The organism is Streptomyces incarnatus (genome assembly GCF_001027185.1).
Lineage (GTDB): Bacteria > Actinomycetota > Actinomycetes > Streptomycetales > Streptomycetaceae > Streptomyces > Streptomyces puniciscabiei.
Genome location: NZ_CP011497.1, coordinates 3159518 through 3183560 on the forward strand (window position 1 = coordinate 3159518; position 24043 = coordinate 3183560).

General features: G+C 71.6%; 22 protein-coding genes. 12 read left to right on the top strand and 10 right to left on the bottom strand.

Going from position 1 to position 24043, the window contains the following annotated elements:
* The first annotated feature begins 94 nt into the window (after positions 1–94).
* Positions 95–1348 (top strand): serpin family protein, encoded by a 1254-nt coding sequence (locus ABB07_RS13910; protein ID WP_208899010.1) that lies wholly within the window; start codon positions 95–97, stop codon positions 1346–1348.
* Positions 1345–2613: a serpin family protein gene (locus tag ABB07_RS13915; protein WP_425264717.1), complete on the top strand. Its 1269-nt coding sequence runs from the start codon at positions 1345–1347 to the stop codon at positions 2611–2613. Before ABB07_RS13910 ends, ABB07_RS13915 begins: the two co-directional genes overlap by 4 nt.
* On the opposite strand, the gene ABB07_RS13920 is transcribed toward ABB07_RS13915, so the two are convergent.
* Positions 2528–2968 (bottom strand): MarR family winged helix-turn-helix transcriptional regulator, encoded by a 441-nt coding sequence (locus ABB07_RS13920; RefSeq protein ID WP_208903429.1) that lies wholly within the window; start codon positions 2966–2968, stop codon positions 2528–2530. The two genes, ABB07_RS13915 and ABB07_RS13920, sit on opposite strands and share 86 nt — an antisense overlap.
* 135 nt (positions 2969–3103) lie before the next feature.
* On the opposite strand from ABB07_RS13920, the gene ABB07_RS13925 reads away from it, so the two are divergent.
* Complete coding sequence (locus tag ABB07_RS13925; RefSeq protein ID WP_208899011.1) at positions 3104–4081, top strand: SMP-30/gluconolactonase/LRE family protein; 978 nt, start codon at positions 3104–3106, stop codon at positions 4079–4081.
* Between the two features lie 823 nt (positions 4082–4904).
* Here the strand turns inward: ABB07_RS13925 and ABB07_RS13930 are convergent.
* The gene (locus ABB07_RS13930) at positions 4905–5537 is read right to left on the bottom strand and encodes a TetR/AcrR family transcriptional regulator (protein WP_208899012.1); all 633 of its coding nucleotides are present in this window, start codon (positions 5535–5537) and stop codon (positions 4905–4907) included.
* A 121-nt stretch (positions 5538–5658) separates the two neighbouring features.
* Between ABB07_RS13930 and ABB07_RS13935 the strand changes: the two genes are divergently transcribed.
* The 3 genes from ABB07_RS13935 (at position 5659) to ABB07_RS13945 (ending at position 9910) form a co-directional block, all read left to right on the top strand.
* Positions 5659–7215: an acyl-CoA synthetase gene (locus ABB07_RS13935; protein WP_208899013.1), complete on the top strand. Its 1557-nt coding sequence runs from the start codon at positions 5659–5661 to the stop codon at positions 7213–7215.
* A gap of 35 nt (positions 7216–7250) precedes the next feature.
* Entirely contained in the window at positions 7251–8420 is a 1170-nt protein-coding gene (locus tag ABB07_RS13940; RefSeq protein ID WP_208899014.1) for an acyl-CoA dehydrogenase family protein, read from the top strand.
* Between the two features lie 131 nt (positions 8421–8551).
* Positions 8552–9910 (top strand): MFS transporter, encoded by a 1359-nt coding sequence (locus ABB07_RS13945; RefSeq protein WP_208899015.1) that lies wholly within the window; start codon positions 8552–8554, stop codon positions 9908–9910.
* A 261-nt stretch (positions 9911–10171) separates the two neighbouring features.
* Here the strand turns inward: ABB07_RS13945 and ABB07_RS13950 are convergent, their stop codons facing one another.
* The gene (locus ABB07_RS13950) at positions 10172–12418 is read right to left on the bottom strand and encodes an MMPL family transporter (RefSeq protein WP_208899016.1); all 2247 of its coding nucleotides are present in this window, start codon (positions 12416–12418) and stop codon (positions 10172–10174) included.
* Between the two features lie 83 nt (positions 12419–12501).
* Positions 12502–13206, bottom strand: coding sequence for an LmeA family phospholipid-binding protein (locus tag ABB07_RS13955; protein WP_208899017.1), 705 nt, complete (start codon positions 13204–13206; stop codon positions 12502–12504).
* An 88-nt stretch (positions 13207–13294) separates the two neighbouring features.
* Here ABB07_RS13955 and ABB07_RS13960 point away from each other — a divergent pair, with 88 nt between their 5' ends.
* Positions 13295–13909 carry a TetR family transcriptional regulator gene (locus tag ABB07_RS13960; protein ID WP_208899018.1) on the top strand — a complete coding sequence of 205 codons (615 nt, stop codon included), beginning with the start codon at positions 13295–13297 and terminating at the stop codon, positions 13907–13909.
* A 339-nt stretch (positions 13910–14248) separates the two neighbouring features.
* On the opposite strand, the gene ychF is transcribed toward ABB07_RS13960, so the two are convergent.
* Complete coding sequence (gene ychF, locus ABB07_RS13965; protein WP_208899019.1) at positions 14249–15337, bottom strand: redox-regulated ATPase YchF; 1089 nt, start codon at positions 15335–15337, stop codon at positions 14249–14251.
* Between the two features lie 180 nt (positions 15338–15517).
* On the opposite strand from ychF, the gene ABB07_RS13970 reads away from it, so the two are divergent.
* Complete coding sequence (locus tag ABB07_RS13970) at positions 15518–16111, top strand: DUF6542 domain-containing protein (protein WP_208899020.1); 594 nt, start codon at positions 15518–15520, stop codon at positions 16109–16111.
* Positions 16112–16135: 24 nt separating this feature from the next.
* On the opposite strand, the gene ppgK is transcribed toward ABB07_RS13970, so the two are convergent.
* Positions 16136–16882, bottom strand: a complete 747-nt coding sequence (gene ppgK, locus ABB07_RS13975) for a polyphosphate--glucose phosphotransferase (protein WP_208899021.1) — start codon at positions 16880–16882, stop codon at positions 16136–16138.
* 29 nt (positions 16883–16911) lie between these two features.
* Positions 16912–17919, bottom strand: a complete 1008-nt coding sequence (locus ABB07_RS13980) for a 4-hydroxy-3-methylbut-2-enyl diphosphate reductase (protein WP_208899022.1) — start codon at positions 17917–17919, stop codon at positions 16912–16914.
* A 582-nt stretch (positions 17920–18501) separates the two neighbouring features.
* On the opposite strand from ABB07_RS13980, the gene xseA reads away from it, so the two are divergent.
* The 3 genes from xseA to ABB07_RS13995 all read left to right on the top strand — a co-directional run bounded on the left by xseA (position 18502) and on the right by ABB07_RS13995 (position 20688).
* Positions 18502–19710: an exodeoxyribonuclease VII large subunit gene (gene xseA, locus ABB07_RS13985; RefSeq protein WP_208899023.1), complete on the top strand. Its 1209-nt coding sequence runs from the start codon at positions 18502–18504 to the stop codon at positions 19708–19710.
* Positions 19707–19949, top strand: a complete 243-nt coding sequence (locus ABB07_RS13990) for an exodeoxyribonuclease VII small subunit (protein ID WP_208899024.1) — start codon at positions 19707–19709, stop codon at positions 19947–19949. The genes xseA and ABB07_RS13990 overlap by 4 nt, the downstream gene beginning before the upstream one ends.
* A gap of 148 nt (positions 19950–20097) precedes the next feature.
* Positions 20098–20688: a malonic semialdehyde reductase gene (locus ABB07_RS13995; protein WP_208899025.1), complete on the top strand. Its 591-nt coding sequence runs from the start codon at positions 20098–20100 to the stop codon at positions 20686–20688.
* 84 nt (positions 20689–20772) lie between these two features.
* Here the strand turns inward: ABB07_RS13995 and ABB07_RS14000 are convergent, their stop codons facing one another.
* Complete coding sequence (locus ABB07_RS14000) at positions 20773–21300, bottom strand: DUF4245 domain-containing protein (protein WP_208899026.1); 528 nt, start codon at positions 21298–21300, stop codon at positions 20773–20775.
* A gap of 128 nt (positions 21301–21428) precedes the next feature.
* On the opposite strand from ABB07_RS14000, the gene glpX reads away from it, so the two are divergent.
* Positions 21429–22463: a class II fructose-bisphosphatase gene (glpX, locus tag ABB07_RS14005; protein ID WP_208899027.1), complete on the top strand. Its 1035-nt coding sequence runs from the start codon at positions 21429–21431 to the stop codon at positions 22461–22463.
* Between the two features lie 161 nt (positions 22464–22624).
* On the opposite strand, the gene ABB07_RS14010 is transcribed toward glpX, so the two are convergent.
* Both ABB07_RS14010 and ABB07_RS14015 read right to left on the bottom strand, forming a co-directional pair.
* Positions 22625–23002, bottom strand: a complete 378-nt coding sequence (locus ABB07_RS14010; protein WP_055710548.1) for a WhiB family transcriptional regulator — start codon at positions 23000–23002, stop codon at positions 22625–22627.
* Positions 23003–23175: 173 nt separating this feature from the next.
* The gene (locus ABB07_RS14015) at positions 23176–23895 is read right to left on the bottom strand and encodes a DUF1707 SHOCT-like domain-containing protein (protein ID WP_208899028.1); all 720 of its coding nucleotides are present in this window, start codon (positions 23893–23895) and stop codon (positions 23176–23178) included.
* Between the last annotated feature and the right edge of the window lie 148 nt (positions 23896–24043).

The window sequence follows — 24043 nt, forward strand, 5'->3', positions numbered from 1 at the left end:
GCCGCATAGATACGCTCGGACGACTGTGCTCACACCTGCACCAGGCGGGGCACGGGACACCGATACGGTTGGGCGGGGAACGAACGGGGGCGGAATGAGGGTGGGGACCCTGACGGGGAGCCGGGTGGGCGGCGAGGTCGTCCGGGCGGTGAACGGGCTCACCGCCCGGTGGGCGGAGACGGCGCGGGACGGCACGGTCTTCTCGGCGGCCGGTGTCTGGCCGCTGCTGGCCTTCCTGGCGGACGGCGCGGCGGGCCCGGCGCGGGCGGAGCTGAGCGAGGCCGTCGGGCTGCCGGCGGATCAGGCGGCGGGTGCGGCACGGGAGTTGCTCGGGGCGCTGGCCGCCCTGCCCGGGGTGGACTCCGCCGTCGGCCTGTGGACCAGCCGGACGGTGGAGCTCGTTCCCGAGTGGCGGGCGGGGCTGCCCGCCGAGGCGCACGGCGTGCTCACCGGGGACGTGGCCGCCGACCAGCGGGCGCTGGACGCCTGGGCGGCGGACCGTACCGGCGGGCTGATCGACGGGATGCCGGCCCCGCTGGACGAGGACACCGAGCTGGTGCTGGCCGGTGCGCTGACGATGCGGACCAGGTGGCTGAGCCCGTTCCACGAGGTGCCGCTGGAGACGTCGTACGCACCCTGGGCCGCCACCGAGCGGTTGGGCCTGCGGCGCAGGAGCACCCTGCTGGACCGGGTCGGCGTCGCCGACACCCGGCACGGCTGGGTCACCGAGCTGAAGGTGCTCGGCACGGACGCGCTGGACGTGCATCTGCTGCTGGGCGAGGAGGGGATGGCCCCTGGCCGGGTGCTCGGCGCGGGGGTGGATCTGCTGCACCACCCGCGCACGGTCGTACCGGGCTCCCGGCTGCCGTACGGGGAGGTGGGCCCGGGTCTGCGGGTCGTCAAGGAGCGCTGCGCGGCATCCGCACCGCCGGTCCTCGACGTCCTGACGGCCGCGTACGAGGCGCGGGCGGACCACGATCTGCTGAAGCAGCCCCGGTTGTTCGGGCTGACGACGGCGCGGGACACCCGGCGGGGCCACTTCCCGGGCATCAGCGGCTTCCCGCTCGCCGTCGGATCGGCCACGCAGAGTGCCCTGGCCCGGTTCGAGGCGCTGGGCTTCCGCGCGGCGGCGGTCACGATGTTCGGGCTGGTCGCGGGCGGTGCGATGCCTCGGCTGCGGTATGTGTCGAGCAGGGTGGAGGCCCGCTTCGACCGCCCCTTCGGCTTCCTCGCGCTGCACCGGCACTCACGGCTGGTGCTGGCGGCGGGCTGGGTGACGGACCCGCTGCGCTTCCCGGAGTACCCGGACGAGCTGGACGCGAGCGACCCGTGGAAGGACGATCAGTGAGCGAGGTGGCCGCCGACACCGTCCGCCGGGTGAACGGGCTGGCCGCCCGCTGGGCGCAGGCCCTGCCCGAGGGCACCGTCTTCTCCGCGCCGGGCGTCTGGCCGCTGCTGGCCTTCCTGGCGGACGGCGCCGCGGGCCCGGTGCGGGCCGAGCTGAGCGAGGCCCTCGGGCTGCCGGCGGATCAGGCGGCGGGTGCGGCACGGGAGTTGCTGGCGGCGCTGCGGTCGGTACCGGGCCTGGACGCGGCGCTCGGCCTGTGGACGCACCAGGCGCTCCCCCTGCGGGAGGAGTGGCGGGCCGGGCTGCCGGCCGGGACGTACGGGGTGTTCGGGGACGACCTCGTCACCGCGCAGGAGCGACTGGACGCCTGGGCGGCCGAGCGGACCGGCGGGCTGGTGGAGCGCATGCCGGTGACGCTGACCCGGGACGCCCGGATGGTGCTGGCGAGCGCGCTGGCGCTGCGCACGACGTGGCGGCATCCGTTCACCGAGCTGCCACTGCGGCCCGGCTCCGGCCCCTGGCAGGGGCGCACGCTGCGCGGCCTGCACCGGCGCAGCGTACGACCGGACCGGGTGGGCGTGACGGGCACCCCGGACGGCTTCGTCACCGCGCTGACGGTGCCCGGCGACAACGGCATCGACGTCCATCTGGTCCTCGGCGAGGAGCGCATGACGCCGGGTCAGGTGCTGGCGGCCGGGGTGGGGATCGTGGCGCGGGCACTGCCGCTGACCGGGGGCGGCGCGCTGCCGCACGGGCATGTGGGTCCGGGCCTGTACGTGGAGCAGCAGCCGGCCGTCGAGCCGGCGCCGGTGACGCTGGACGTGCGGACGGTGGCCTACGAGGTGCGCGCCGACCACGATCTGCTCGCCCTGGCGGGGCTGTTCGGGCTGACGGCGGCGACGGATGCCCGCCACGGCCATTTCCCCGGCATCAGCGAGTACCCGCTCGCCATCGGCGCGGCCCGCCAGTCGGCACTGGCCCAGTTCGGTCCACTGGGGTTCCGGGCGGCGGCCGTGACGGCGGTGATGGCGGCGCCGGGCAGCGCCCCGCCGCAGTACCGCTACGAAACCACGGTCGTCCGCGCCGTCTTCGACCGCCCCTTCGGCTTCCTCGCCGTCGACCGCGAGTCCCGGCTGGTGCTGGTGGCGGGCTGGGTGACGGATCCGGCGCCGGAGCCCGTCATCGGCTTCCCGGGCGCTGTTCCTCCAGGACTCTGGCACAGCGGGCGAGCAGCCCGGTCAGCGCCTCCTGCTCGGCGTCGGTGAACTCCGCGGCGAGGGCCCGTTCCACGCGTACGGCGGCCGTGTCGGCCTCGGCCAGGACGGCGCGGCCCTCGTCCGTGAGGCGGGTCTCCAGGACGTTCTTGTGCCACTCGTGCGGGCTGCGGGTGATGAGTTCGCGGTCCTGAAGGTTCTTCAGGACCGTGTTCATGGTCGGCGGGGTGACCCCGCACAGCCGGGCCAGGGCCGCCGCGGAGATGCCGGGGTTGCCGGAGAGGTGGAGCAGCGCGGCGTACTGGGCGACGGTCAGGCCCGCGGGCTTGAGGACCGCGGTCTTCGTGGCGTTGAGGGCCTGCTCGGCCCGCTTGAGGTGGGAGCCGAGGCGCTCGGACGCGGGCATGGAGGTCACCCGGCCAGATTAGTGCGTGGTGGGAGATGAAGACTCTGGCGGAGATAAATACCCTGGCGATGATTAGAGCTCTAATATAGGTTTTCAGTCATCTGATAGTGAGCAGCCGAACCGAGAGGCACCGCCGTGTCCCGTTCGATCCACCGCCGCACCTTCCTGACCGGCGCCGCCGCCGGGGCCGTGGCCCTCGCCGCGCCCCGGGCGGCCGCGGCCACCGGCCCCCGCGTCTCCACCGCCTTCGCCCTCCCGGACGACCGGGCCTACCCCGAGGGCATCGCCCTCGACCCGCGCACGGGCGATGCGTACGTCGGCTCCTTCACGACCGGCGCGGTCTACCGGGCCGCCGCCGGCGCCCGGGCCGCCGGCGTCTTCCTGCCGGCCGGCACGGACGGCCGTACGACGGCCAACGGGCTGAAGGCCGACCGGGCGGGCCGCCTGTGGGTCATCGACCACACCACCGGAATCGACGTCTACGACCTGCGCGACCGCGCCCTGCTGGCCCGCTTCGCGGTGCCGGAGGGCGACCAGCGCTTCATCAACGACCTCGTCGTCACCGCGGACGGCACGGCGTACGCCACCGACAGCGTGCGTCCGGTGCTGTACCGGATCACGCCCGCCGAGGTGGCCCGGGGCGGCAGCGCGCCGCTCGTCGCGCACGTCGACCTGAGCGGGGCCGTACCCCCGCACTCACGGGACGCCTACACCCTCAACGGCATCGTTGCCGACCCCACCGGACGGCTGCTGTTCGTGGTCGACATGACCGGCGGCGGCCTGTACCGGGTCGACGTGACCGACGGCTCGGTCCGTCACGTCACCCTGCACGGGGGCGACTTGGTGAACGGCGACGGGCTGGAGCTGTCCCACCGCACCCTGTGGGCGGCCCACAACAGGACCAACACCCTGACCCGCTGGCACCTCTCCCCCGACGGCACCGAGGCCCGGCTGACCCGCACCCTGACCACCCCCGCCCTGCAGATCCCCACCACCCTGGCCCACACCCACCACGGCCTGCTCGTCGTCCGCTCCCAGTTCGACAAGGGCGGCCCGATGGGGGCGGGGACACCGACCACGCCGTTCACGGTGGCGCGGGTGACGGGGATGTGAGCCCTCACATCCCCGTCCGGCGGAGGCGCGGGCCGTCGGACGGCTCCCGGGGACCGGCCCGAGCGGCGGTCGCGCCACCGGGTGACCAGCCGCAGGACGTTGACTCCGCCCAGGGTGACCAGTACGGCCGCCGAGTCGGCATTGCCCGCGAGGCCGTGCCCCGGCCCCAGACCGCGTGCCGCCCGGACCAGCAGGGTGACGTCGGCGGGAAGGGTGACGGCGGCCATGAACATCAGGCAGGCCACCGTGCCGACCACCAGCACGACGCTGCAGAGGCGAACGGCCCGCCGCTCGTGCGCGGACAGCCGGGCGCCCGGGTCACCGGTCCCGGTGGCCCCGCTGCCGGGGCGCGGTGAGCGCAGCACGCGCCGGAGGAGGTACCGGGCGTAGGCGCGCCCGTCGCCGTACAGGTTCCGGCAGCCGGTGAGGTCCTGAAGGACGAAGTACAGGTCCGCGCGAGTGAACACCATGAACGGGAACGGCAACGGCAGCACGGCCGGCAGCAGGGCCACGGACAGCAGCCGGTGCGCCGTCGTACCGGTGTGCGTCAGGGCGAGGGCCAGGAGCAGGGCCGAGGCGACGGACAGGTTGAGGGCGATACCGGCCAGACAAGCCGTCAACCGCTGGCGGCGGGGCGCGAGTTCGATGCCGCTGATGTCGGCCCCCGGCCTCGCCGCCGGCGGGCGCGACCACGGGGCCCGGCTCACCGAGAGGCCGGCCCCTTGCCGGCCGCGGACTGATCACACGCTGAAGCGGAATACTGACGGTGCACAGTCAGGCCGCCCCGGTCGGGGCCGGACTCGTGGCACGGAGGACGCGGTGCTCACGGTGTGAGATCGAGTGCTCCGGGGGCGTCGAGGGGTGTGAGGCCCGTGGCCCAGACGCGGCCGTAGACCGACAGGTCCCGCAGATGGGCGGTGATCTCCTCGGCGCTGTAGCCGGTGTCGTTCTCGACCCACCAGGTCAGCAGGCCGATCAGTTCGCCGGTCCAGGCGCGGGCGACGATGTCGAGAGGGATGCGGGGCGTGGCGCCGAGTTGTTCGGCGCGGGTGCGGAAGACCTGCTCGGCCTGGGTGCGGATGAGTTCGGTGAACTCGCGCAGCGCCCGGCCGTCGCCCTCCCCGCGCAGGATGACCTGGTAGACGGGCCGTTCCTGTTGGGCGTGCTGGAAGATGTAGAGCACGGGCTGGCCGGTGAAGCCCTTCTCCCGGGCCTGTGTGACGGCCGGCAGCAGGCGCTCGCGGTCCTCGGCGAGGTCCTGGACGATCCCGACGAGGAGGTCTTCCTTGTCGCGGTAGTGCGCGTAGAAGGTGGCCCGGCCGACGTCCGCGCGCTCCGCGATCTCCTCGACCGTGATCGCGTGGAACCCCTTTTCGAGGACCAGCTCGACCAGCGCCGCACGCAGAGCGGCACGGGTCCGGCGAACGCGCCGGTCCCCGGCGGGCTTCGTTTCCACTGTGTCTCCTTCTCGCCCTGTGTGGCCCTGACCGTTGACCCGACCTTAACGCTGGGCTTACGTTGCTGGACGCCAAGCTAGTTACCGAACAGATTGTTCAGGAACTCATGTGGGGTGCGCGATGAACCTGGGGCGGTACGTACGCCGGACAGCCGGCCACCAGCCCGACGCCGAAGCCGTGATCTGCGGCAAGACCCGGTTGACGTACGCGGAACTGGACGACCACAGTGACCGGCTCGCGGTCGCGTTGCGCGGCCTGGGTCTGCATCAGGGCGACCGGGTGGCCACCCTGGCCGCCAACCGCGCCGAGCTGGTGGTGACCGAGATCGCCCTGTACAAGGCCGGGTTGGTCCGCGTCCCGATCAACGCGCGGCTGGGCGCCACCGAGGTGGCCCACCTGCTGCGCGAGTCGGACGCGCGGGTGCTGCTCGCCGACGCCGCCCACCTGGACGCCGTACGCCCCATCGTGTCCGGCACCGCGGCGAAGACGGTGATCGGTTACGACGGCCCCACCGACCTCGGTCCCGGATACCTGGACACACTGTCCGGAAATGAAGCGGAGCCCGTGGCTGTCGAGTGCGCCGAGGGCGATGCCGCTGTCCTGCACTTCACGTCCGGCTCCACCGGCAAGCTCAAGGCCGCGGTCCAGACGTACGGAAACCGCCTGGCCCTGATGCGCAAGACGGTGATGAGCGCCGGCACCCGCGTGGGCCCCGGTGACCGGCAGATCCTGGCCGGGCCGGTCACCCACGCCTCCGGCATGCCGCTGCTGGGCATCTTCTTCGCCGGCGGCTGTGCGGTGATCCTGCCGCGCTGGGACGCGGAGGAGTTCCTCGCCACCGTCCAGCGCGAGCGGGCCACGCACGCGTTCGTGGTCCCCACGATGATCAACACGGTGCTCGCGCTGCCCCACGCCCGCGACTACGACACCTCCAGCCTGCGCCAGCTGATCTACGGCGCCGCTCCCATGTCCCCGCGGCGCATCCGTGAGGCGTGGGACTTCTTCGGTCCGGTCCTCTCCCAGGGCTACGGCTGCGGCGAGACGACCTCCGGCGTCCTGTTCCTGTCCACCGAGGACCACCGGCGCGCCATCGAGGGCGAGGACGAGGAACTGCTGCTGTCCTGCGGACGTCCGCTCGCCGAGGCCGAGGTGGCGATCGTGGACGAGGACGGAACTCCCGTGCCGGACGGGGAGATCGGCGAGATCGCCGTACGCGGACCGGACGTCGTCCCCGGGTACCTGGGCGCGCCGGAGCTGACCGCCGCCTCCTTCCGCGACGGCTGGTTCCTCACCGGCGACCTCGCCCGCCGCCGCGCGGACGGCTATGTCTTCATCGTCGACCGCAAGAAGGACATGATCGTCTCCGGCGGTTTCAACATCTACGCCGTCGAGGTCGAGTCCGTCCTGCACCAGCACCCGGACGTGTACGAGGCGGCCGTGGTGGGCGTCCCCGACGAGCAGTGGGGCGAGGCCGTGAAGGCGGTCGTCGTCCTGCGCGAGGGCGCCACGCTCACCGAGGACGCTCTCATCGGCTTCTGCGCCGACCGCCTGGCCCGCATGAAGAAGCCCCGCTCGGTCGACTTCGTCGCGGCGCTGCCCCACAACCCCAACGGCAAGATCGACCGCCGCGCCATCCGCGACCGGTACTGGGCGGGCGCCGACCGCCGCGTCAACTGACCCTTCCCCGACCGTCTTTCCAAGGAAGCCCCCGCATGCCCTTCACCCTCGAACCCTCCTACGACGACAACCCGCGCCTCCAGGACCTCGTCGTCCGCCTGCGTGCCTACCTGCGCGACGAACTGATCCCCTTCGAGCGCGAGCGCGGCATCACCGCCGAGAGCCGACTGGAGCGTCCCACCCTCGAACACGTCTGGAAACGCAGCCGCGAACTCGGCTTCTACGGCATCAGCCTGCCCCCCGAGCTGGGCGGCCAGGGGCTGAGCTTCACCGAACTCTGCGCCGTCAAGGAGGAGCTGACGGCCTCCGGTGCGGCCCTGTCCCACTCGGTGCTCGGCGACATGGGTGGCCCGTTGCGCGCCGGAGCCATCGTGAAGTACGCCACGGAGCACCAGCTGGAGCACTACCTGATGCCCGTCATCCGGGGCGAGCGCGCCTGCTGCTTCTCCCTCACGGAGGAGGACGCGGGCTCCGACGTACGCAGGATGACGACCACCGCGACCCCGGACGGTGACAGCTACGTCCTCACCGGCAAGAAGGTCTTCAGCTCCGCCGCCCCCTTCGCGGACTTCGCCATCGTCGTGGCCCGTATGGCCGGCGAGGAGGAGCTGTACAGCGCGTTCCTCGTCGACCTCGACACGCCCGGCTGCACGGTCCTGGACGGTGAAGTCCCCATGTCCGGGCAGCAGATGGAGGGCGACCTCGTCTTCGACCACTGCCGTGTCCCGGCCGCGAACCTGCTGGGCGAGATCGGCCAGGGCCTGCGCATCGGCATCGGGCGCATCACCCTCAACCGGCTCCTGCACTGCCCGTCCCTGATCGGCGCCGCACGCCGCGCCTGGGACCTGTCGGTCACGTACGCGACGAACCGTGTCGCCTTCGGCCGGCCTCTCCTCGCCCACCAGGCCGTCCACCACAAGATCGCCGAGATGGCCACCGACATCTACGCGGCCCGCTCGATGGTGACGGCGACAGCGGCGAAGGCCGACCGGGGCGAGAACGTCTCCGTCGAGGCCAACATGTGCAAGCTGTTCGCCTCCGAGGCGTGCTTCCGCGTCGCCGACCAGGCCGTGCAGATCCACGGCAAGGCCGGGCTGACCCGCGGCAACGAGGTCGAGCAGATCTTCCGCAGCCTGCGGATGTTCCGGATCGTCACCGGCACCACCGAGATCCACAAGAACGCCATCGCCAAGGGCCTGATCTGACCGACTCCCCTGGTGCCACAGGGGCGGCGCCGCAGGACTTCGTACGCGCCTCATGCCCGAGGACCTGTGGTCACGGGGACCCGCCCCTCCTTAACGACCCCCTGCTTCACCCGCACCCGCAGGAGTCACCCATGGCACCCCACTCCTCCGCGCCTTCGACCGGGCACAGCGACGGCGCCATCGCCGTCCTCCGTCCCGACCGCCGCAGAGCCTGGCTGATCACGGCCATGATCGTGACCTTCATGGTCGTCAACTACGCCGACAAGTCCGTTCTCGGCCTCGCCGCCGTACCGATCACGAAAGAGCTGCACCTCAGCAACAGCGCCTACGGCCTGATCTCCAGCTCCTTCTTCTTCCTGTTCTCCCTCTCCGGACTCGTCGGCGGTTTCCTCTCCACCCGGATCTCCAGTCGCACCCTGCTGTTCGGCATGGCCCTGCTGTGGTCCGCCGCCCAGCTCCCGGTCCTGGCCGTGGCGTCGGTGCCGACCCTCATGGCCGGCCGCGTCCTGCTGGGCGCGGCCGAAGGGCCGGCGGCCTCCCTGTCGATCCACGCGCTGTACAGGTGGTTCCCGGCCGAACGACGTGCCCTGCCGTCGGCCCTCCAGATAGGCGGGGCGGCACTCGGCACCCTGATCGCGGCCCCCGTCGTCACCTGGCTGGTCCAGGCGTTCGGCTGGCGCTCGGCCTACGCCGCACTCGCCGCCGTCAGCGCCGTCTGGGCGCTGCTGTGGTGGCGCACCGGCCACGACGGCCCCTACGACGGCCAACACGCCGGCACCGGCACCGGTGCCGGCGGGCTGCGGCTGCCGTACCGCAGGATCCTGCTCACCGGCACCGTCCTCGGCAGCATCGCCAGCGCCTTCGGCGCGCAGTGGGCGCTCTCCCTCAGCCAGGCGTGGCTGCCGTCGTACCTCCGCACCCAGTTGGGCATGTCGGCGCGGTCCGCCGCGGCCTGCATCAGCGTCGTCTCCGGCTTCGGCCTGGTGCTGCTGCTGTCGGTCTCCCCGTTCGTGGACGCGCTGAAGTCCCGTGGGGTGAGCAGCCGTTGGTCCAGCGGGGCGGTGCAGAGCACCGCCGTGTGCGTCGCAGGCTGCGCCATGGCAGCGATTCCGTTCGTCCACGCCACGGGTCCGCGCCTGATCCTGATCACGCTCGGCTTCGGCGCCACGTCGATCGCCATACCGCTCCACTACATGACGACCGCCGAGGTGGTGCCCGTGGCCCAGCGCGGTGCGGTGTTCGGCATCGTCGCCGCCGTCGGCACTCTGCCCGGCCTCGTCGCGCCGCTCCTCACCGGGCACCTCATCGACGCGTCCAGCAGCCCGGCCGCCGGTTACACCACCGCGTTCCTCGCCGCCGCCGCGGTGATGCTCGTCGCGGGCGCCCTTGCCCTTGCCGCCATCCGCCCCGAGCACGACGCCCGGCGCCTCGCGGTGCACCACATGGCGGCGGACACCGCGCCGGGACAAGCAGGAGCAGGCGTGCACTGAAGACTTTCCCGGGCGCCGCCCTTACCACCGTGCTCGCCGCCCCCGCACTGCTCACCGCGGAGCCTGCCCAGGCCGCCGAACAGGGTGCGGCAGACGGGGGCGCCGCCGGCTCCGCCCCACGGCTGACCTGGCCGGCGGGCTGCGGGCCGCCGCCGGTCCGGTGCGCTCCGTGCGTGGGCGGCCCGGCGGACTCGCTTCGTCTGCCGGGCCGCGCCCCGCCGCACCCCCATGCGGGCCCGCAGGACCCGGAGGGACGGTGTTCTACAAGGTCCCGCCGTCGACGCTCCTGCCCGCGGTGACCGGCTCACCGTGCCCGGGGGCGTCGGCCTCGGTGCCGTGGTCGCCGCCCAGCCGTTCGCCCTCGATGTCGACCTGGGGCAGCAGCCGCTCCAGCCACTTCGGCAGCCACCAGGCGGAGCGCCCGACCAGGGCGAGGACCGCCGGGACGAGGGTCATGCGGACGAGGAAGGCGTCGATGAAGACGCCGACGGCGAGGGCGAGGGCGATCGGCTTGAGCATGGAGCTGCCGCCGGGGATGAAACTCGCGAACACCGCGAACATGATCAGTGCGGCGGCGGTGACGACCCGGGAGGCGTGGCGCGAACCGGCCAGGACGGCATCGCGTGGCCTGGCGCCGTGGACGTACGCCTCGCGCATGCGGCTGACCATGAACACCTCGTAGTCCATGGCGAGTCCGAACAGCACCGCCATCACCAGGATGGGCAGGATGCTGACGATCGGCCCGGTCTCGGCGATCCCCAGGGGCCCGGAGAGCCAGCCCCACTGGAAGACGGCCACGACCGCGCCGAAGGTGGCGGCCACGGACAGCAGGAAGCCCAGGCTGGCCTTCACCGGCACGATCACCGACCGGAAGACGAGCAGCAACAGCAGCAGGGACAGTCCGACGACCACCAGTGCGAACGGGACGAGCGAGCTCGCGAGCCGGTCGGAGACGTCGATGTTCACGGCCGTCGTACCGGTCACCGACACCTCTGCACCGGTCTGCCTGTGCCAGTCGCCCGCCTCGTTCCGGATGTGCTCGACGAGATCCTTCGTCTTCTGGTCCGACGGGCCGGTCTTCGGCACCACCTGGATGACCGCCGCGTCCCCGTGCTCGATGACCTGCGGCTTCCCGACCGCGGCGACGCCGTCGTCCGCCTTCAGGTCCTTCACGAGCGTGGCCGTGGCCTGCTGCGGGCTGCCGGTGTGCGAGGTGTCGGCGAGGACCAGCAGCGGGCCGTTGAAGCCGGGGCCGAACTTCTCGGCGACGGTGTCGTACGCCTGCCGCTGGCTGCTGCCCATGGGGGCCGATCCGTTGTCGGGCAGGGCGAGTTGGAGGTCGCGGGCGGGGACGGCGACGGCGAGCAGGCCGAGGAGGACGGCCAGCAGGGTGAGCAGCGGGCGGCGAATGGCGATCCTGCCCCAGCGTTCGCCCATCGGCCTGCGCCGGCTGTGCCCTTCGCCCTGGGCCGCCTGCTCGCGACGGGCGGTGCGTGAGCCCGGCTTCGGCCGCAGCCGTTCACCGGCGAAGCCCATCAGGGCGGGCAGGAGCGTCGTGGACACGCCGACTGCGATCAGTACGGCGGCGGCACCGGCCACGCCCATGACGGTGAGGAACGGAATGCGTACGACCGCGAGGCCGCACAGCGCGATGATCACGGTGAGGCCGGCGAAGACGACCGCGCTTCCGGCGGTGGCGGTGGCGCGGGCCGCGGACTCCTCGGTGTCCATGCCGGTGGCGAGCTGGGAGCGGTGGCGGGAGAGGATGAACAGGGCGTAGTCGATGCCGACCGCGAGACCCAGCATCGAGGCCAGGGAGGGCGCGGTGCTGGAGATGGTCAGGACGCCGGTGAGCGCCGACAGTCCGAGCAGGGTGATGCCGACACTGGTGATCGCCGTCAGCAGGGGCATGCCGGCGGCGAAGAGTGAGCCGAAGGTGATGGTCAGCACGACGAGGGCGACGGCCAGGCTCATCAGTTCCTTGGTGTGGCCGGTGCTCTTGCTGCTGCCGTAGGCGGACCCGCCGACCTCGACGGTGAGCCCCGCGTCCTTCGCCGGCCGGGTGGTCTTCTCCAGCGAGCTGAGGCTGTCGTCGTGCAGGTCGGCCCTGCTGACCTGGTAGCGGACCTGGCCGAGGGCGGCCGTGCGGTCCGGCGATATGACCTTGCTCTGCACCGGGTCGGTGACGCCGACGACCTGCGGGGCCCTGTCGGCATCCGCCATGGTGGCGCTGACCGCCCTGGCGTACTGCGGTTCGGTGATCTTGTGCCCCTTGGGGGCCACGAAGACGATCTGGGCGCTGGTGCCGGCCGCCGAGGGCAGCTCGGTCTTGAGGGTGTCCATCGCGGTCTGGGCCGGTGAACCCGGGACGGTGAACTCGTCGTTGGTCGTGCCGCCGAAGGTGATCACACAGGTGACCACCGCGGTCAGTGCCAGCAGCCAGGCGGCCAGCACCGCCCGGCGGTGCCTGAAGGCACCGCGGCCGATCCGGTAGAGCAGGGTAGCCATGGAAAAGGTGCTCCTTGAGGGGGGATGTGCAGGGGCGAGCGGCACGGTCGGGGAGGGGCCCGCGAGGGGGATGGGCCTGCTGGTCAGGCGTGGAACGCGGCCGGGCCGCCGTACAGGGTGAGACGCAGGCCGTCATCGGTGACGGCCAGCCGCCGCGGCTCCAACGCCAGGGGCAGACCGGTCAGTTCGACGGAGCGCTCGGCCCTGTCCGTGACCTTGTGCGCCAGGGCGCCCGGCAGGGGAGCGCCGTCGAAGGTCGGTCGGCCGGGGACGGTCCAGATCGTGTCGCCGTGCAGGGTGGGTGTGACCGGGACGGTGAGCGCGCCCGCCCGGCCGAGATGGACGAGCAGCTGCCCGGTCTCCGGGCTCGGAACCACCTCGCCGCCCAGGCCCTGGAACGCGCCGTCCGCCAGGGAGGCGGCGGGGACCTCGACGTCGACGGTGGTGGACCGCACCGTCACGGTGTGGCCGCACCGTCGCACCTGGTGCAGATGGGCGTCGATGCCGAGCCCCGACATCCGGCGGACCGTCACGCCGTCCGCCGTCAGTCCGACATCCGGGAACGAGCCCCGGGCCAGCTGCCACAGCACGGGCCTGGCGCCCACGTCGACGCCCGGGGTCCTGCCGAGCCGTTTCCCGGCCTCCGTCGCGAACCGTTCGCCGATCCTGTCCCGGCAGACGAACTCGGCCATGCCCACGGTGCCGGTCAGGGCGAACGCGGCCACCACGGCGAGCGTGACGCGACGCCGCGCACCGGCGCGGGATATCAGCCGACCAAAAACTGTCATGACTGACACGATACATAACATGTCAGTCATGACACTTTGCAGAGGGTCTGCCGACCGGGCGGCGTTCGGGGCATGTCAGGATGAACGGATGAACGAGGAGGGTGGACGCGAGCTGGGACGGCGGGACCGGAAGAAGGCCGCCACGCGGGGAGCGCTGCTGCACACGGCCGCCCGCATGTTCGCCGAGCACGGCTACCAGAGCACGACGGTCAAGGACATCGCCGCGGCGGCCGGCGTGACGGAACGCACGTTCTTCCGCTACTTCCCTTCCAAGGAAGACCTCGTCTTCGCGGAGATCCAGGACCTCCTCCCGCTGCTGCGCAGAGAGATCCCACGGCGCCCCGCCGACGAGACCCCGCTCACCGCGGTCCTCAACGGACTCCTGGCCGCCGCCGGAGAACTCGACGGCGGCCTCGCCATCCTCTTCGTCGGCGCCCCGCCCCGCGACCTGTCCACGGGCCCCGGCCGCACGCGCGTGCTCTGGGACATCGAGGCCGCCATCGCCGACGCGCTTGCCGAGCGGCTGCCGGACCACGGCGACCTGCGTACGCAGGTACTCGCCCGCGTCTGCGTGGCCGCCATCCGCAGCGCCCTCATCGCCCACGTCGCCCAGCACACGGACGCCTCGGACCGCCGCCTCTCCGCCGACCACTTCGTGACGCTGCTGCGCGAGGCGTTCGAGACGGTTCGCAACGCGCACTGAACCGCATGGATGTGGTGTTCGGCGCTGCCGCGAAGTGCCGTTCTGCCTGATCAGCGACCCTGCAGCGACCTTGACGGCCCAGCGTCCGAGGTCAGGGGCACTGCCTTTCTCGGCAGAGCCCGCTCACTGCCTGCCAGGCTGACGTCTCGTCAGGGGCGCGGGCGGTCAACCACCGCGAATCGCGTGCCCGACGTGAGCCGGATGACGACGGGTGAGGAAGCGTCAGATCATCCAGCCGAATTCCAGTCACGGGCATGCGAACGGGGCCGACCCGAATCCGGGCCGACCCCGCCTGACCTGGTGTTTTGCTAATTCACCGGATCCACGGCAATGCGATGCCTATACATTGAAGCGGAACTCCACCACGTCCCCGTCCTGCATGACGTAGTCCTTGCCCTCCATGCGGGCCTTGCCCTTGGCGCGGGCCTCGGTGACCGAGCCGGTCTCGACCAGGTCGTCGAAGGCGATGACCTCGGCCTTGATGAAGCCCTTCTGGAAGTCGGTGTGGATGACACCGGCCGCCTCGGGGGCCGTGGCGCCCTTCTTGATCGTCCAGGCGCGGGACTCCTTGGGGCCGGCCGTCAGGTACGTCTGCAGGCCGAGGGTGTCGAAGCCGACGCGGGCCAGCGTGGCGAGGCCGGGCTCGTGCTGGCCGACGGACTCCAGCAGCTCCAGGGCCTCCTCCTCGTCCAGCTCGGCGAGGTCCGCCTCCAGCTTGGCGTTGAGGAAGATCGCCTCGGCGGGGGCGACCAGGGCGCGCTGCTCGTTCTTGAAGTCCTCGTCGATCAGTTCGTCCTCGTCGACGTTGAAGACGTAGAGGAAGGGCTTGGTGGTGAGCAGGTGCAGGTCATGGAGGAGTTCGTTGCGCTCGGTGCCCTGGACGATGCCGTGCGCGAAGAGTGTGTCGCCCTTCTCCAGGATCTCCTTGGCCTCCTCGACCGCCTTGACCTTGGGAGCGACGTCCTTCTTGATGCGCGACTCCTTCTGGAGGCGCGGGAGGACCTTCTCGATCGTCTGGAGGTCCGCCAGGATCAGCTCGGTGTTGATCGTCTCGATGTCGTCCTTCGGCGAGACCTTGCCGTCGACGTGCACGACGTTCTCGTCCTTGAAGGCGCGGATGACCTGGCAGATCGCGTCGGACTCACGGATGTTCGCGAGGAACTTGTTGCCCAGGCCCTCGCCCTCGGAGGCGCCGCGCACGATACCGGCGATGTCCACGAAGTCGACCGTGGCCGGAAGGATGCGCTCCGAGCCGAAGATCGAGGCCAGCTTGGCCAGCCGCGCGTCGGGGACGCCGACCACACCGACGTTGGGCTCGATCGTGGCGAACGGGTAGTTGGCCGCCAGCACGTCGTTCTTGGTCAGGGCGTTGAACAGGGTCGACTTGCCGACATTGGGCAGGCCGACGATTCCGATCGTGAGCGACACGTTGCGACTTCCCGTAGATGAGTGGGCCAGGGGCTGCCAGGGGCCAGGAACGCTGGCCGATCCACCAGTCTACGGCGTCCGCGCCGAGCGGCTCGCGGGAGCTTCGAACGCCTGGCCAAGCGCTTCCCACCGGCGTGTCTGATGGGCTATTCGGCACATAAACAGACCTAAGTTGGTCCAGTGGAGCAACACGGATCGCGACCCCCGAACGACGGACCGCGACGCGGCACGCCGCACCAGCCCGCGCACCTGCCTCCGCAGGCCCGCCGCAGGCCCGGCGGCGGGCGCGGGCCGGGCCAGGGGCAGGGGGCGCGGAGGTCGGGGCGGGCGGGGCGGCAGGAGCGGGGCGGGCGGCAGGCCTGGGCCGCCGCCCGGCCGTCCGCGCCCGAGCCGAGGGTGCCCGGGCCCCGGCTCACCGGGCTCGGCGGCGGACTGTTCTGCACCCTCGCGATGTTCCTGCTGGGCTGCCTGGACGCACTGTTCGGCGGGTCCCTGAGCGCGTACGGCGTGCTGTTCCTGCCCGTGTGCGCGCTGACGGCGCTGTGGGTGCGGGCGGGGGACGTGCTGACCGCTCCCGTCGTCCTGCCCATCGCGTTCGCCGCGGGCATGGTGCCCGTCGCCGACGGCGGCGGGGGGCTGGTCGGGCGGCTGATGGGGCTGTTCACCGGGCTGGCGACCCAGGCCGGCTGGCTGTACTGCGGGACGCTGGCCGCCGGGGTGATCGTGCTGGTACGCCGGGTGCGGTGGGTACGGCGGCGCCGGCGGCGGAACTGAGCCGACGCCCCCGGCCGCCCCCGGTCATCTCTCCTGGGCCGCTCTCATCGCCGCTCCCACGATCCCCGCGTTGTTCTGCAGCTGCGCGGGGACGATCTCGGCCCTGATGCCGTCGATGAAGTGCAGGAACTTGTCGGCCTTGCGGCTGACCCCGCCGCCGACGATGATCAGCTCCGGCGAGAACAGCATCTCCACGTGCGCCAGGTACTTCTGGACGCGGCGGGCCCACTGCTCCCAGCTCAGGCCGTGGTCGTCCTTGGCCTTGCTGGAGGCCTTCTTCTCCGCGTCGTGGCCGCTCAGCTCCAGGTGGCCGAGCTCCGTGTTCGGCACGAGGCGGCCGTCCAAGAAGAGGGCGCTGCCGATGCCGGTGCCGAAGGTGAGCAGGATGACCGTGCCCCCGCGGCCCTGGCCGGCGCCGAACTGCATCTCGGCGACGCCCGCCGCGTCCGCGTCGTTGACGACCGTCACCGGCAGGCCGCCCAGCTTGCCGCTGAACAACGCGCGCGCGTCGGTGTCGATCCAGCTCTTGTCGACGTTCGCCGCCGTACGGACCGTGGCGCCGCCGGTGACCACTCCGGGGAAGGTCAGGCCGACGGGGCCGGTCCAGCCGAAGTGGTCGACGACCTGCTTGACCCCGTCGGCCACGCCGTCCGGTGTCGCCGGATGGGGGGTGAGCACCTTGCAGCGCTCCTGGGCCAGGTCGCCCCTGTCCAGGTCCACAGGGGCGCCCTTGATCCCGGATCCGCCGATGTCCACGCCGAAGATCTGCATGGCACTACGTTACGACGGACCACTGACAGTCACGCCTCGGTCGTACCGCTTCCGCCGCGCTCGGCGACCAGGGCGGCGGCCTCCTCGCGCAGGTCGCGGCGGAGCTCCTTGGGCAGCGAGAAGGTGATGGACTCCTCGGCGGCCTTGACGATCTCCACGTCGCCGTAACCGCGCTCGGCGAGCCACTGGAGAACCTGCTCGACGAGGACCTCCGGGACGGAGGCGCCGGAGGTGACGCCGACCGTCGTCACTCCCTCCAGCCAGGCCTCGTCGATCTCGTCGGCGAAGTCCACCAGGTACGCCTCGCGGGCACCGGCGAGCTTGGCGACCTCGACCAGCCGCTTGGAGTTGGAGGAGTTGCGCGAGCCGACGACGATGACCAGCTCGGCCTCGGCGCCCATCTGCTTCACGGCGAGCTGGCGGTTCTGCGTGGCGTAGCAGATGTCGTCGCTGGGCGGGGAGACGAGACCGGGGAACTTCGTCTTCAGGGCGTCGACGGTCTCCATGGTCTCGTCCACGGACAGGGTGGTCTGGGACAGCCAGACCACCTTCGACGGGTCGCGGACCTCGACCTTGTCGACGTCGCCGGGGCCGTCGACGAGCTGGATGTGCTCGGGGGCCTCGCCGGAGGTGCCGATGACCTCCTCGTGGCCCTCGTGGCCGATCAGGAGGATGTCGTAGTCCTCCTTGGCGTAGCGGACGGCTTCCTTGTGGACCTTGGTGACCAGCGGGCAGGTGGCGTCGATGGTGGCCAGGCGGCCCTGCTCGGCCTCCTCGTGCACGACGGGGGCGACGCCGTGCGCCGAGAACATGACGATGTTGCCCGGTGGCACCTCCTCCGTCCGCTCGACGAAGACGGCGCCCTTCTTCTCCAGGGTCTGCACGACGTACTTGTTGTGGACGATCTCGTGCCGGACGTAGATCGGGGCCCCGTACTGCTCGAGGGCCTTCTCGACGGCGATCACGGCGCGGTCCACACCGGCGCAGTAGCCCCGGGGGGCGGCGAGCAGGACACGGCGGCCAGGCGAAGCGGTCATGCGTCCCATCGTAAGGCCGCGTTCGGCGGCGCCGAGATCGCCCGTCCGGCGCCGCGCGGGGAACACCGATGGCCATGTCCGGCCCGGATACGACGACGCCGTCCCCGGCCCCTTCACCGAGCGCGGCCGACCCACACCACCGGCTGCGCCGCGGTCTCGGCCTGCGGGACCTCGTGATCACAGACTTCTCTTCATCGCTCCCATGGCGCCGGTCGACGTGTCCGGCACGCCGGACGCCCCGGACGCCCGCTCGCACGGGGCGGTGGCGCTGGTGTACGCGGGGGCGACGGCTACGCGCGCGTGGGGCTCGGCAAGGGGGGCCGGAGGGGCAGGGATCGCCGGCTGCCCCGTGCGCTGTCCCGGACGGACGCCGGTGTGCCGCGGGTCGCTCCGCTGTGCGCGGCGGTGATCACCCTGGTCGCGGCGGTCCGGCGGCCGGGACAGGCTCGTCCGCCCACCACCTGCGCGAGACCGCTCGCCGCCACGCCGAGCGGGGGGTGGGGGCGCTTGGCGGCGTCGGCGGCGGTGTCGGCGGTGTCGGCGGGAGACTCGTTGTCGGTACCCCCCGTTACTCTCAACCGCATGGCTGCCAAAACCACCCCCGAAGCCCCCCTGCCCGTAGGTGAGGTCTCCCGGCTGATCGGGGGCTGGATCGACCGGCTCGGTGCGGTGTGGGTCGAGGGGCAGATCACGCAGTTGTCGCGGCGGCCGGGCGCCGGTGTCGTGTTCCTGACGCTGCGGGACCCGTCGTACGACATCTCCGTGAGCGTGACCTGCTACCGGCAGGTGTTCGACGCCGTCGCCGATGTCGTCGGCGAGGGCGCCCGCGTCGTCGTACTGGCGAAGCCGGAGTGGTATGCCCCGCGTGGCCAGCTGTCCCTTCGCGCCGCCGAGATAAGGCCCGTCGGCGTCGGTGAGCTGCTGGCCCGGCTGGAGCGGCTGAAGAAGGCGCTCGCGGCCGAGGGACTGTTCGCGCCGGAGCGGAAGAAGCCGCTGCCCTTCCTGCCGCAGCTGATCGGGCTCGTCTGCGGTCGCGCCTCCGCCGCGGAGCGGGACGTGCTGGAGAACGCCCGCCACCGCTGGCCCGCCGTCCGCTTCGAGGTGCGCAACGTCCCGGTGCAGGGCGTGCACGCGGTCCCGCAGGTCGTGCAGGCGGTGAAGGAGCTGGACGAGATCGCGGACGTCGATGTGATCATCGTCGCCCGCGGGGGCGGCAGCGTCGAGGATCTGCTGCCCTTCTCCGACGAGCAGCTGGTGCGGGCCGTGGCCGAGTGCCGTACGCCCGTGGTCTCCGCCATCGGGCACGAGCCCGACAACCCGTTGCTCGACCACGTGGCCGATCTGCGCGCCTCCACCCCTACCGACGCTGCCAAGAAGGTCGTGCCGGACGTGGGTGAGGAGTTCGAGCGGGTGCGGATGCTGCGGGACCGGGCCCGGCGCTGCGTGAACGCGTTCGTCGAACGGGAGGAGCGGGGGCTGGCGCATGCCCTCGCCCGGCCCTCGATAGAGGATCCGCACCGGATGATCGACGAGCGCGCCGACCAGGTGGCCTCCCTCGCCGAGCGCGGTCGGCGGACCCTCGGCCATCTCCTGGACCGCGCGGACTCGGAGCTGACGCACACGCACGCGCGCGTGGTGGCCCTCTCCCCCGCGGCGACGCTCAAGCGCGGCTACGCGGTGCTGCAGAAGACGGACGGGCACGTGGTACGCGGTCCGGACGAGGTGACCGAAGGCGAGGCACTCCGGGCCCGCGTCGCCGAAGGCGAATTCACAGTGAAGGTAGGCGAATGACCGGCAAGGTGGACGAGGCGCTCTCCTACGAGCAGGCGCGGGACGAGTTGATCGAGGTCGTACGGCGCCTGGAGGCGGGCGGTACGACGCTCGAGGAGTCCCTGGCGCTGTGGGAGCGCGGCGAGGAGCTGGCCAAGGTGTGCCGGCGCTGGCTGGAGGGGGCGCGGGCGCGGCTGGACGCGGCGTTGGCCGAGGAGGAGGCGGAGACGGATAAGGAGGCGGAGACGGAGGCCGAGTAGGGGTCGGCAGCCGCTCCCGTTGTGAAGCGGGTCACCACCCCCCGACTTTTGTTGAAGGTTGAACTTCACTGTCGTAGGCTCATCACGTCAGCCGATCCGGACCACGGTCCGGTACGTCGGATCAAGGTGCCATCCAGGAAGTTCACGCATGTCTCTCGTTCTTGACCCCGCCGCCCAGGACCTGCTGTTCCGTGAGGCCCGCACCGCGAACGCCTTCACCGACGAGCCGGTCACCGACGAGCAGGTCCAGGCGATCTACGACCTCGTCAAGTACGGCCCCACCGCCTTCAACCAGAGCCCGCTGCGCATCACCCTGGTCCGCTCCCCCGAGGCCCGCGAGCGCCTGGTGCAGCACATGGCCGAGGGCAACCAGCCGAAGACGGCCGCCGCCCCGCTGGTCGCGATCCTCTCCGCGGACAACGAGTTCCACGAGGAGCTGCCGACCCTCTTCCCCCACTTCCCGCAGGCCAAGGACCTCTTCTTCAGCGAGCGTCCGGCCCGTGAGGGCGCCGCCGCGCTGAACGCCGCCCTGCAGGCCGCCTACTTCATCATCGGCGTCCGGGCCGCCGGCCTCGCCGCCGGCCCGATGACCGGTCTGGACTTCGAGGGCGTCCGCAAGGAGTTCCTGGACGACGACCACACCCCGCTGATGGTGGTCAACATCGGCAAGCCCGGCCCGGACGCCTGGTTCCCGCGCTCGCCGCGCCTGGCGTACGAGGACGTCGTCACGACCGTCTGAGTCATCACCGCCTGAGCGGATCCGTACATGAAGAGGCCCCCGCGTGACGGCGTATTCGAGGGGGCCTCTTCACATGCGGGGAGGTCACTGCATCTTCAGCGCCGCCGCCATCTTGGTCAGCTCCGCGAAGGGCGCCGTGCCGGCCACCACCGTGGTGGAGCCGCGCGTGCCGTTCAGCACGAGGGCGTCGTAGCGGCCGCCGCTGTAGCGGGTCCAGGTGCGGCCGCCGATCGTCTCCGTCTGCTTCGTCGCCGACGCGCCCTGGCTGGCCTGGTCGATGAAGTCGGCCGGCTTCTGCGTGGACTGCTCGATCTGCACGTACTGGCTGTCCGGGGTCTGGAAGCCCAGGTGCCAGCGGTCACCGTTCTCGCCCTCGAAGCGTACGGAGGTCGCCTTCCAGGTACTCGGCAGGCCCTCGGGCGCGGCCACCGGGTAGCTCGCGGCGCGACGGGCGGTGAGCAGCTCGACCCGGTAGTCGACCCGCTTGAGGTCGGGAGCGTGATCGTCGTGCGGGATGGCGAGGAAGTACACGACCAACGCCGCGATGCCGATCAGGGCCAGGGAGAGAACCATGTCCCGGGCTGTCTTCTGCTTACCGTTCGAACCTGCCACGCCCTCTATCGTCGCAGGTGCCCCAAGCGCTCATCCGTGGGGTCCCCTGCTCATTTTGTCTGTCCGGCGATAAAGTCAGGGTCGAATACCCTCATCCGGCCGTCGTCGTATCAGAAAGGTGCGCTCCGATGACCGAAAATCATCACCTGCCGTCCGAGCTCGATGTTCCCTCCGAGGCTCCCGACCGCAACCTCGCCCTGGAACTCGTCCGGGTGACCGAAGCCGCCGCGATGGCAGCGGGCCGCTGGGTGGGACGCGGTGACAAGAACGGCGCCGACGGTGCCGCGGTGCGCGCCATGCGGACCCTCGTCTCCACCGTGTCGATGAACGGCGTCGTCGTCATCGGCGAGGGTGAGAAGGACGAGGCCCCGATGCTCTTCAACGGGGAACAGGTGGGCGACGGCACCGGTCCCGAGGTCGACATCGCGGTCGACCCGATCGACGGCACCACGCTGACCGCCAAGGGCATGCCCAACGCGATCGCCGTGCTCGCCGCGGCCGAGCGGGGCGCCATGTTCGACCCGTCCGCCGTGTTCTACATGGACAAGCTGGTCACCGGTCCGGAGGCCGCCGAGTTCGTCGACATCGACGCGCCCGTGGCGGTGAACATCAAGCGGATCGCCAAGGCGAAGAAGGCCACGCCCGAGGACGTCACCGTCGTCATCCTCGACCGGCCGCGGCACGAGGGTCTGATCCGGGAGGTCCGTGAGGCCGGCGCGCGCATCAAGCTGATCTCCGACGGTGACGTGGCGGGCTCCATCTACGCGCTGCGCGAGGGCACCGGCGTCGACCTGCTGCTGGGCATCGGCGGCACGCCGGAGGGCATCATCTCGGCCTGCGCCGTGAAGTGCCTGGGCGGGACCATCCAGGGCAAGCTGTGGCCCAAGGACGACGAGGAGCGTGCCCGCGCCATCGACGCCGGGCACGACCTGGACCGCGTGCTGACGACCGACGACCTGGTGTCCGGGGAGAACGTCTTCTTCGTCGCCACCGGTATCACCGACGGTGAGCTGCTGCGGGGTGTCCGGTACAAGTCGGAGACCGCGCTGACCGAGTCGATCGTGATGCGCTCGAAGTCGGGGACGGTCCGCCGGATCGACTCCGAGCACCGGCTGAGCAAGCTGCGGGCCTACAGCGCGATCGATTTCGACCGGGCCAAGTAGTTCCGGAGCTGATCAGCGCCCGTGTCAAAGGGGGCGCGTGGAGCGTCGGCGGCTGCGGGTGATGCGTGGCCGTCGCGCCCACGCGGCGGAGCCGCGTATCGATGCAGCCCCGCGCCCTTCAGGGAATCAGCGCCCCCGGTGCGGAGGGGGCGCCCCATCTCCTAGCCCGCTATGCGGTTGGCCGCAGTCGCCCGTGCCGCCTTCTTCAGTTCGAGCTCTCGCCTGCGGCGCCTTGCCAGGACCACGCGGCGCTCGGCTGCGGTGAGGCCGCCCCAGACGCCGTACGGCTCGGGCTGGAGGAGCGCGTGTTCGCGGCACTCGACCATCACCGGGCAGCGGGCGCAGACGCGCTTGGCCGCCTCCTCGCGGGACAGCCGGGCGGCGGTCGGCTCCTTCGACGGCGCGAAGAACAGGCCCGCCTCGTCGCGCCGGCACACGGCCTCGGTGTGCCAGGGAGCGTCTTGGTCCCTGTCTCGCACTGGCACCCGCTGGGCCGGAAGGGCAGCGACCTGCAGGGACGAATGCGGCGGTTGCAGCACGGTCTACTCCTGACGACGGCTTCGCGAGCGAGAGACGATGCAGCAAGGCCTACCCGCTGTGCGCGCGCCTATGCACAGCGTTCCCAGTCGCGGGCGCGCGGCGGCTTGTTCGCGCCCCCTCGTGACGGCACAGGAGGAGCGGAACCCTCCGCTCACCGGCGGAATCGCGAGCGTCAGCGGCCCAGGTGTTTACGCATCTTCCGGTCGACCTTGTCCTGGACCCGCTCCAGCTTGCGGTCGATCCTGCTCTGCACCCGGTCCAGGATGTCCGCCACGCGCTTGCCGCGCCTGGGGCGGGCCTCGACATTGCCGAGTACGGCCCAGCCGTCGACGTAGACCACCGGTGCGTCGGAGTCGACCGAGTCCAGCGTGTCCACCTCGAAGTTGCCGAGGACGCCGCCTCCGGTGCCGCGCAGCGACACGTTCTCCGGGACGCGGATCTGGACGTCGCCGAAGACCGAGACGGCCTTGATCACGACCTGCTGGTACTCGAAGATCGCCTCGCTGAGGTCGATCTCGACGCTGCCGAAGACCGAGTACGCGTGGATCCGGCGGCCGGCCCGCCAGCGGCCCCGGCGCGCCGCGCTGCTGAAGACCGCGACAACGTTGGCGTCCGCCTCGTGCGGTATCGCGCCGGGGGTGGGGCGGGGCGGGACGGGTGTGTAGGCGGGGCCGGCCGGGGGCTGGTGGGCCGCGGGCAGGTCCCGGATGAAGACCTCCAGCTCACCCACCGTCTTGGCGGCGAGGACGCCGTCGACCCGCTCGGCATGCTCGTCAGCGGTCAGCCGGCCCTCGGCCAGGGCCTCACGGAGGATCTCGGCGATGCGGTCACGGTCGGCGTCCGAGGCACGCAGCTCGGCGACAGGTGCTTCGGTGTGCTTCTGAAGGTCCACGGGCACAGCGTACCGAAACGCGATAGATCGCGACTAGGGGCTGTGGAAAACCCCCTGCGGGCTCGGCGTGTCGAACTGAGCCTTACCTCACAGGTTCCGTGTCGGCGGCAGGTTCTAGGCTGGTGAGGCCCGCCAGCGTCGGCGGGCG

What these genes read in the sequence shown, in the direction of transcription:
- ABB07_RS13910 (WP_208899010.1), top strand. Translation starts at nt 95, where the DNA reads ATGAGGGTGGGGACCCTGACGGGGAGCCGGGTGGGCGGCGAGGTCGTC.
- ABB07_RS13920 (WP_208903429.1), bottom strand. Translation starts at nt 2,968, where the DNA reads ATGCCCGCGTCCGAGCGCCTCGGCTCCCACCTCAAGCGGGCCGAGCAG.
- ABB07_RS13935 (WP_208899013.1), top strand. Translation starts at nt 5,659, where the DNA reads ATGAACCTGGGGCGGTACGTACGCCGGACAGCCGGCCACCAGCCCGAC.
- ABB07_RS13940 (WP_208899014.1), top strand. Translation starts at nt 7,251, where the DNA reads ATGCCCTTCACCCTCGAACCCTCCTACGACGACAACCCGCGCCTCCAG.
- ABB07_RS13945 (WP_208899015.1), top strand. Translation starts at nt 8,552, where the DNA reads ATGGCACCCCACTCCTCCGCGCCTTCGACCGGGCACAGCGACGGCGCC.
- ABB07_RS13950 (WP_208899016.1), bottom strand. Translation starts at nt 12,418, where the DNA reads ATGGCTACCCTGCTCTACCGGATCGGCCGCGGTGCCTTCAGGCACCGC.
- ABB07_RS13955 (WP_208899017.1), bottom strand. Translation starts at nt 13,206, where the DNA reads ATGACAGTTTTTGGTCGGCTGATATCCCGCGCCGGTGCGCGGCGTCGC.
- ABB07_RS13960 (WP_208899018.1), top strand. Translation starts at nt 13,295, where the DNA reads ATGAACGAGGAGGGTGGACGCGAGCTGGGACGGCGGGACCGGAAGAAG.
- ppgK (WP_208899021.1), bottom strand. Translation starts at nt 16,882, where the DNA reads ATGCAGATCTTCGGCGTGGACATCGGCGGATCCGGGATCAAGGGCGCC.
- ABB07_RS13980 (WP_208899022.1), bottom strand. Translation starts at nt 17,919, where the DNA reads ATGACCGCTTCGCCTGGCCGCCGTGTCCTGCTCGCCGCCCCCCGGGGC.
- xseA (WP_208899023.1), top strand. Translation starts at nt 18,502, where the DNA reads ATGGCTGCCAAAACCACCCCCGAAGCCCCCCTGCCCGTAGGTGAGGTC.
- ABB07_RS13990 (WP_208899024.1), top strand. Translation starts at nt 19,707, where the DNA reads ATGACCGGCAAGGTGGACGAGGCGCTCTCCTACGAGCAGGCGCGGGAC.
- ABB07_RS13995 (WP_208899025.1), top strand. Translation starts at nt 20,098, where the DNA reads ATGTCTCTCGTTCTTGACCCCGCCGCCCAGGACCTGCTGTTCCGTGAG.
- glpX (WP_208899027.1), top strand. Translation starts at nt 21,429, where the DNA reads ATGACCGAAAATCATCACCTGCCGTCCGAGCTCGATGTTCCCTCCGAG.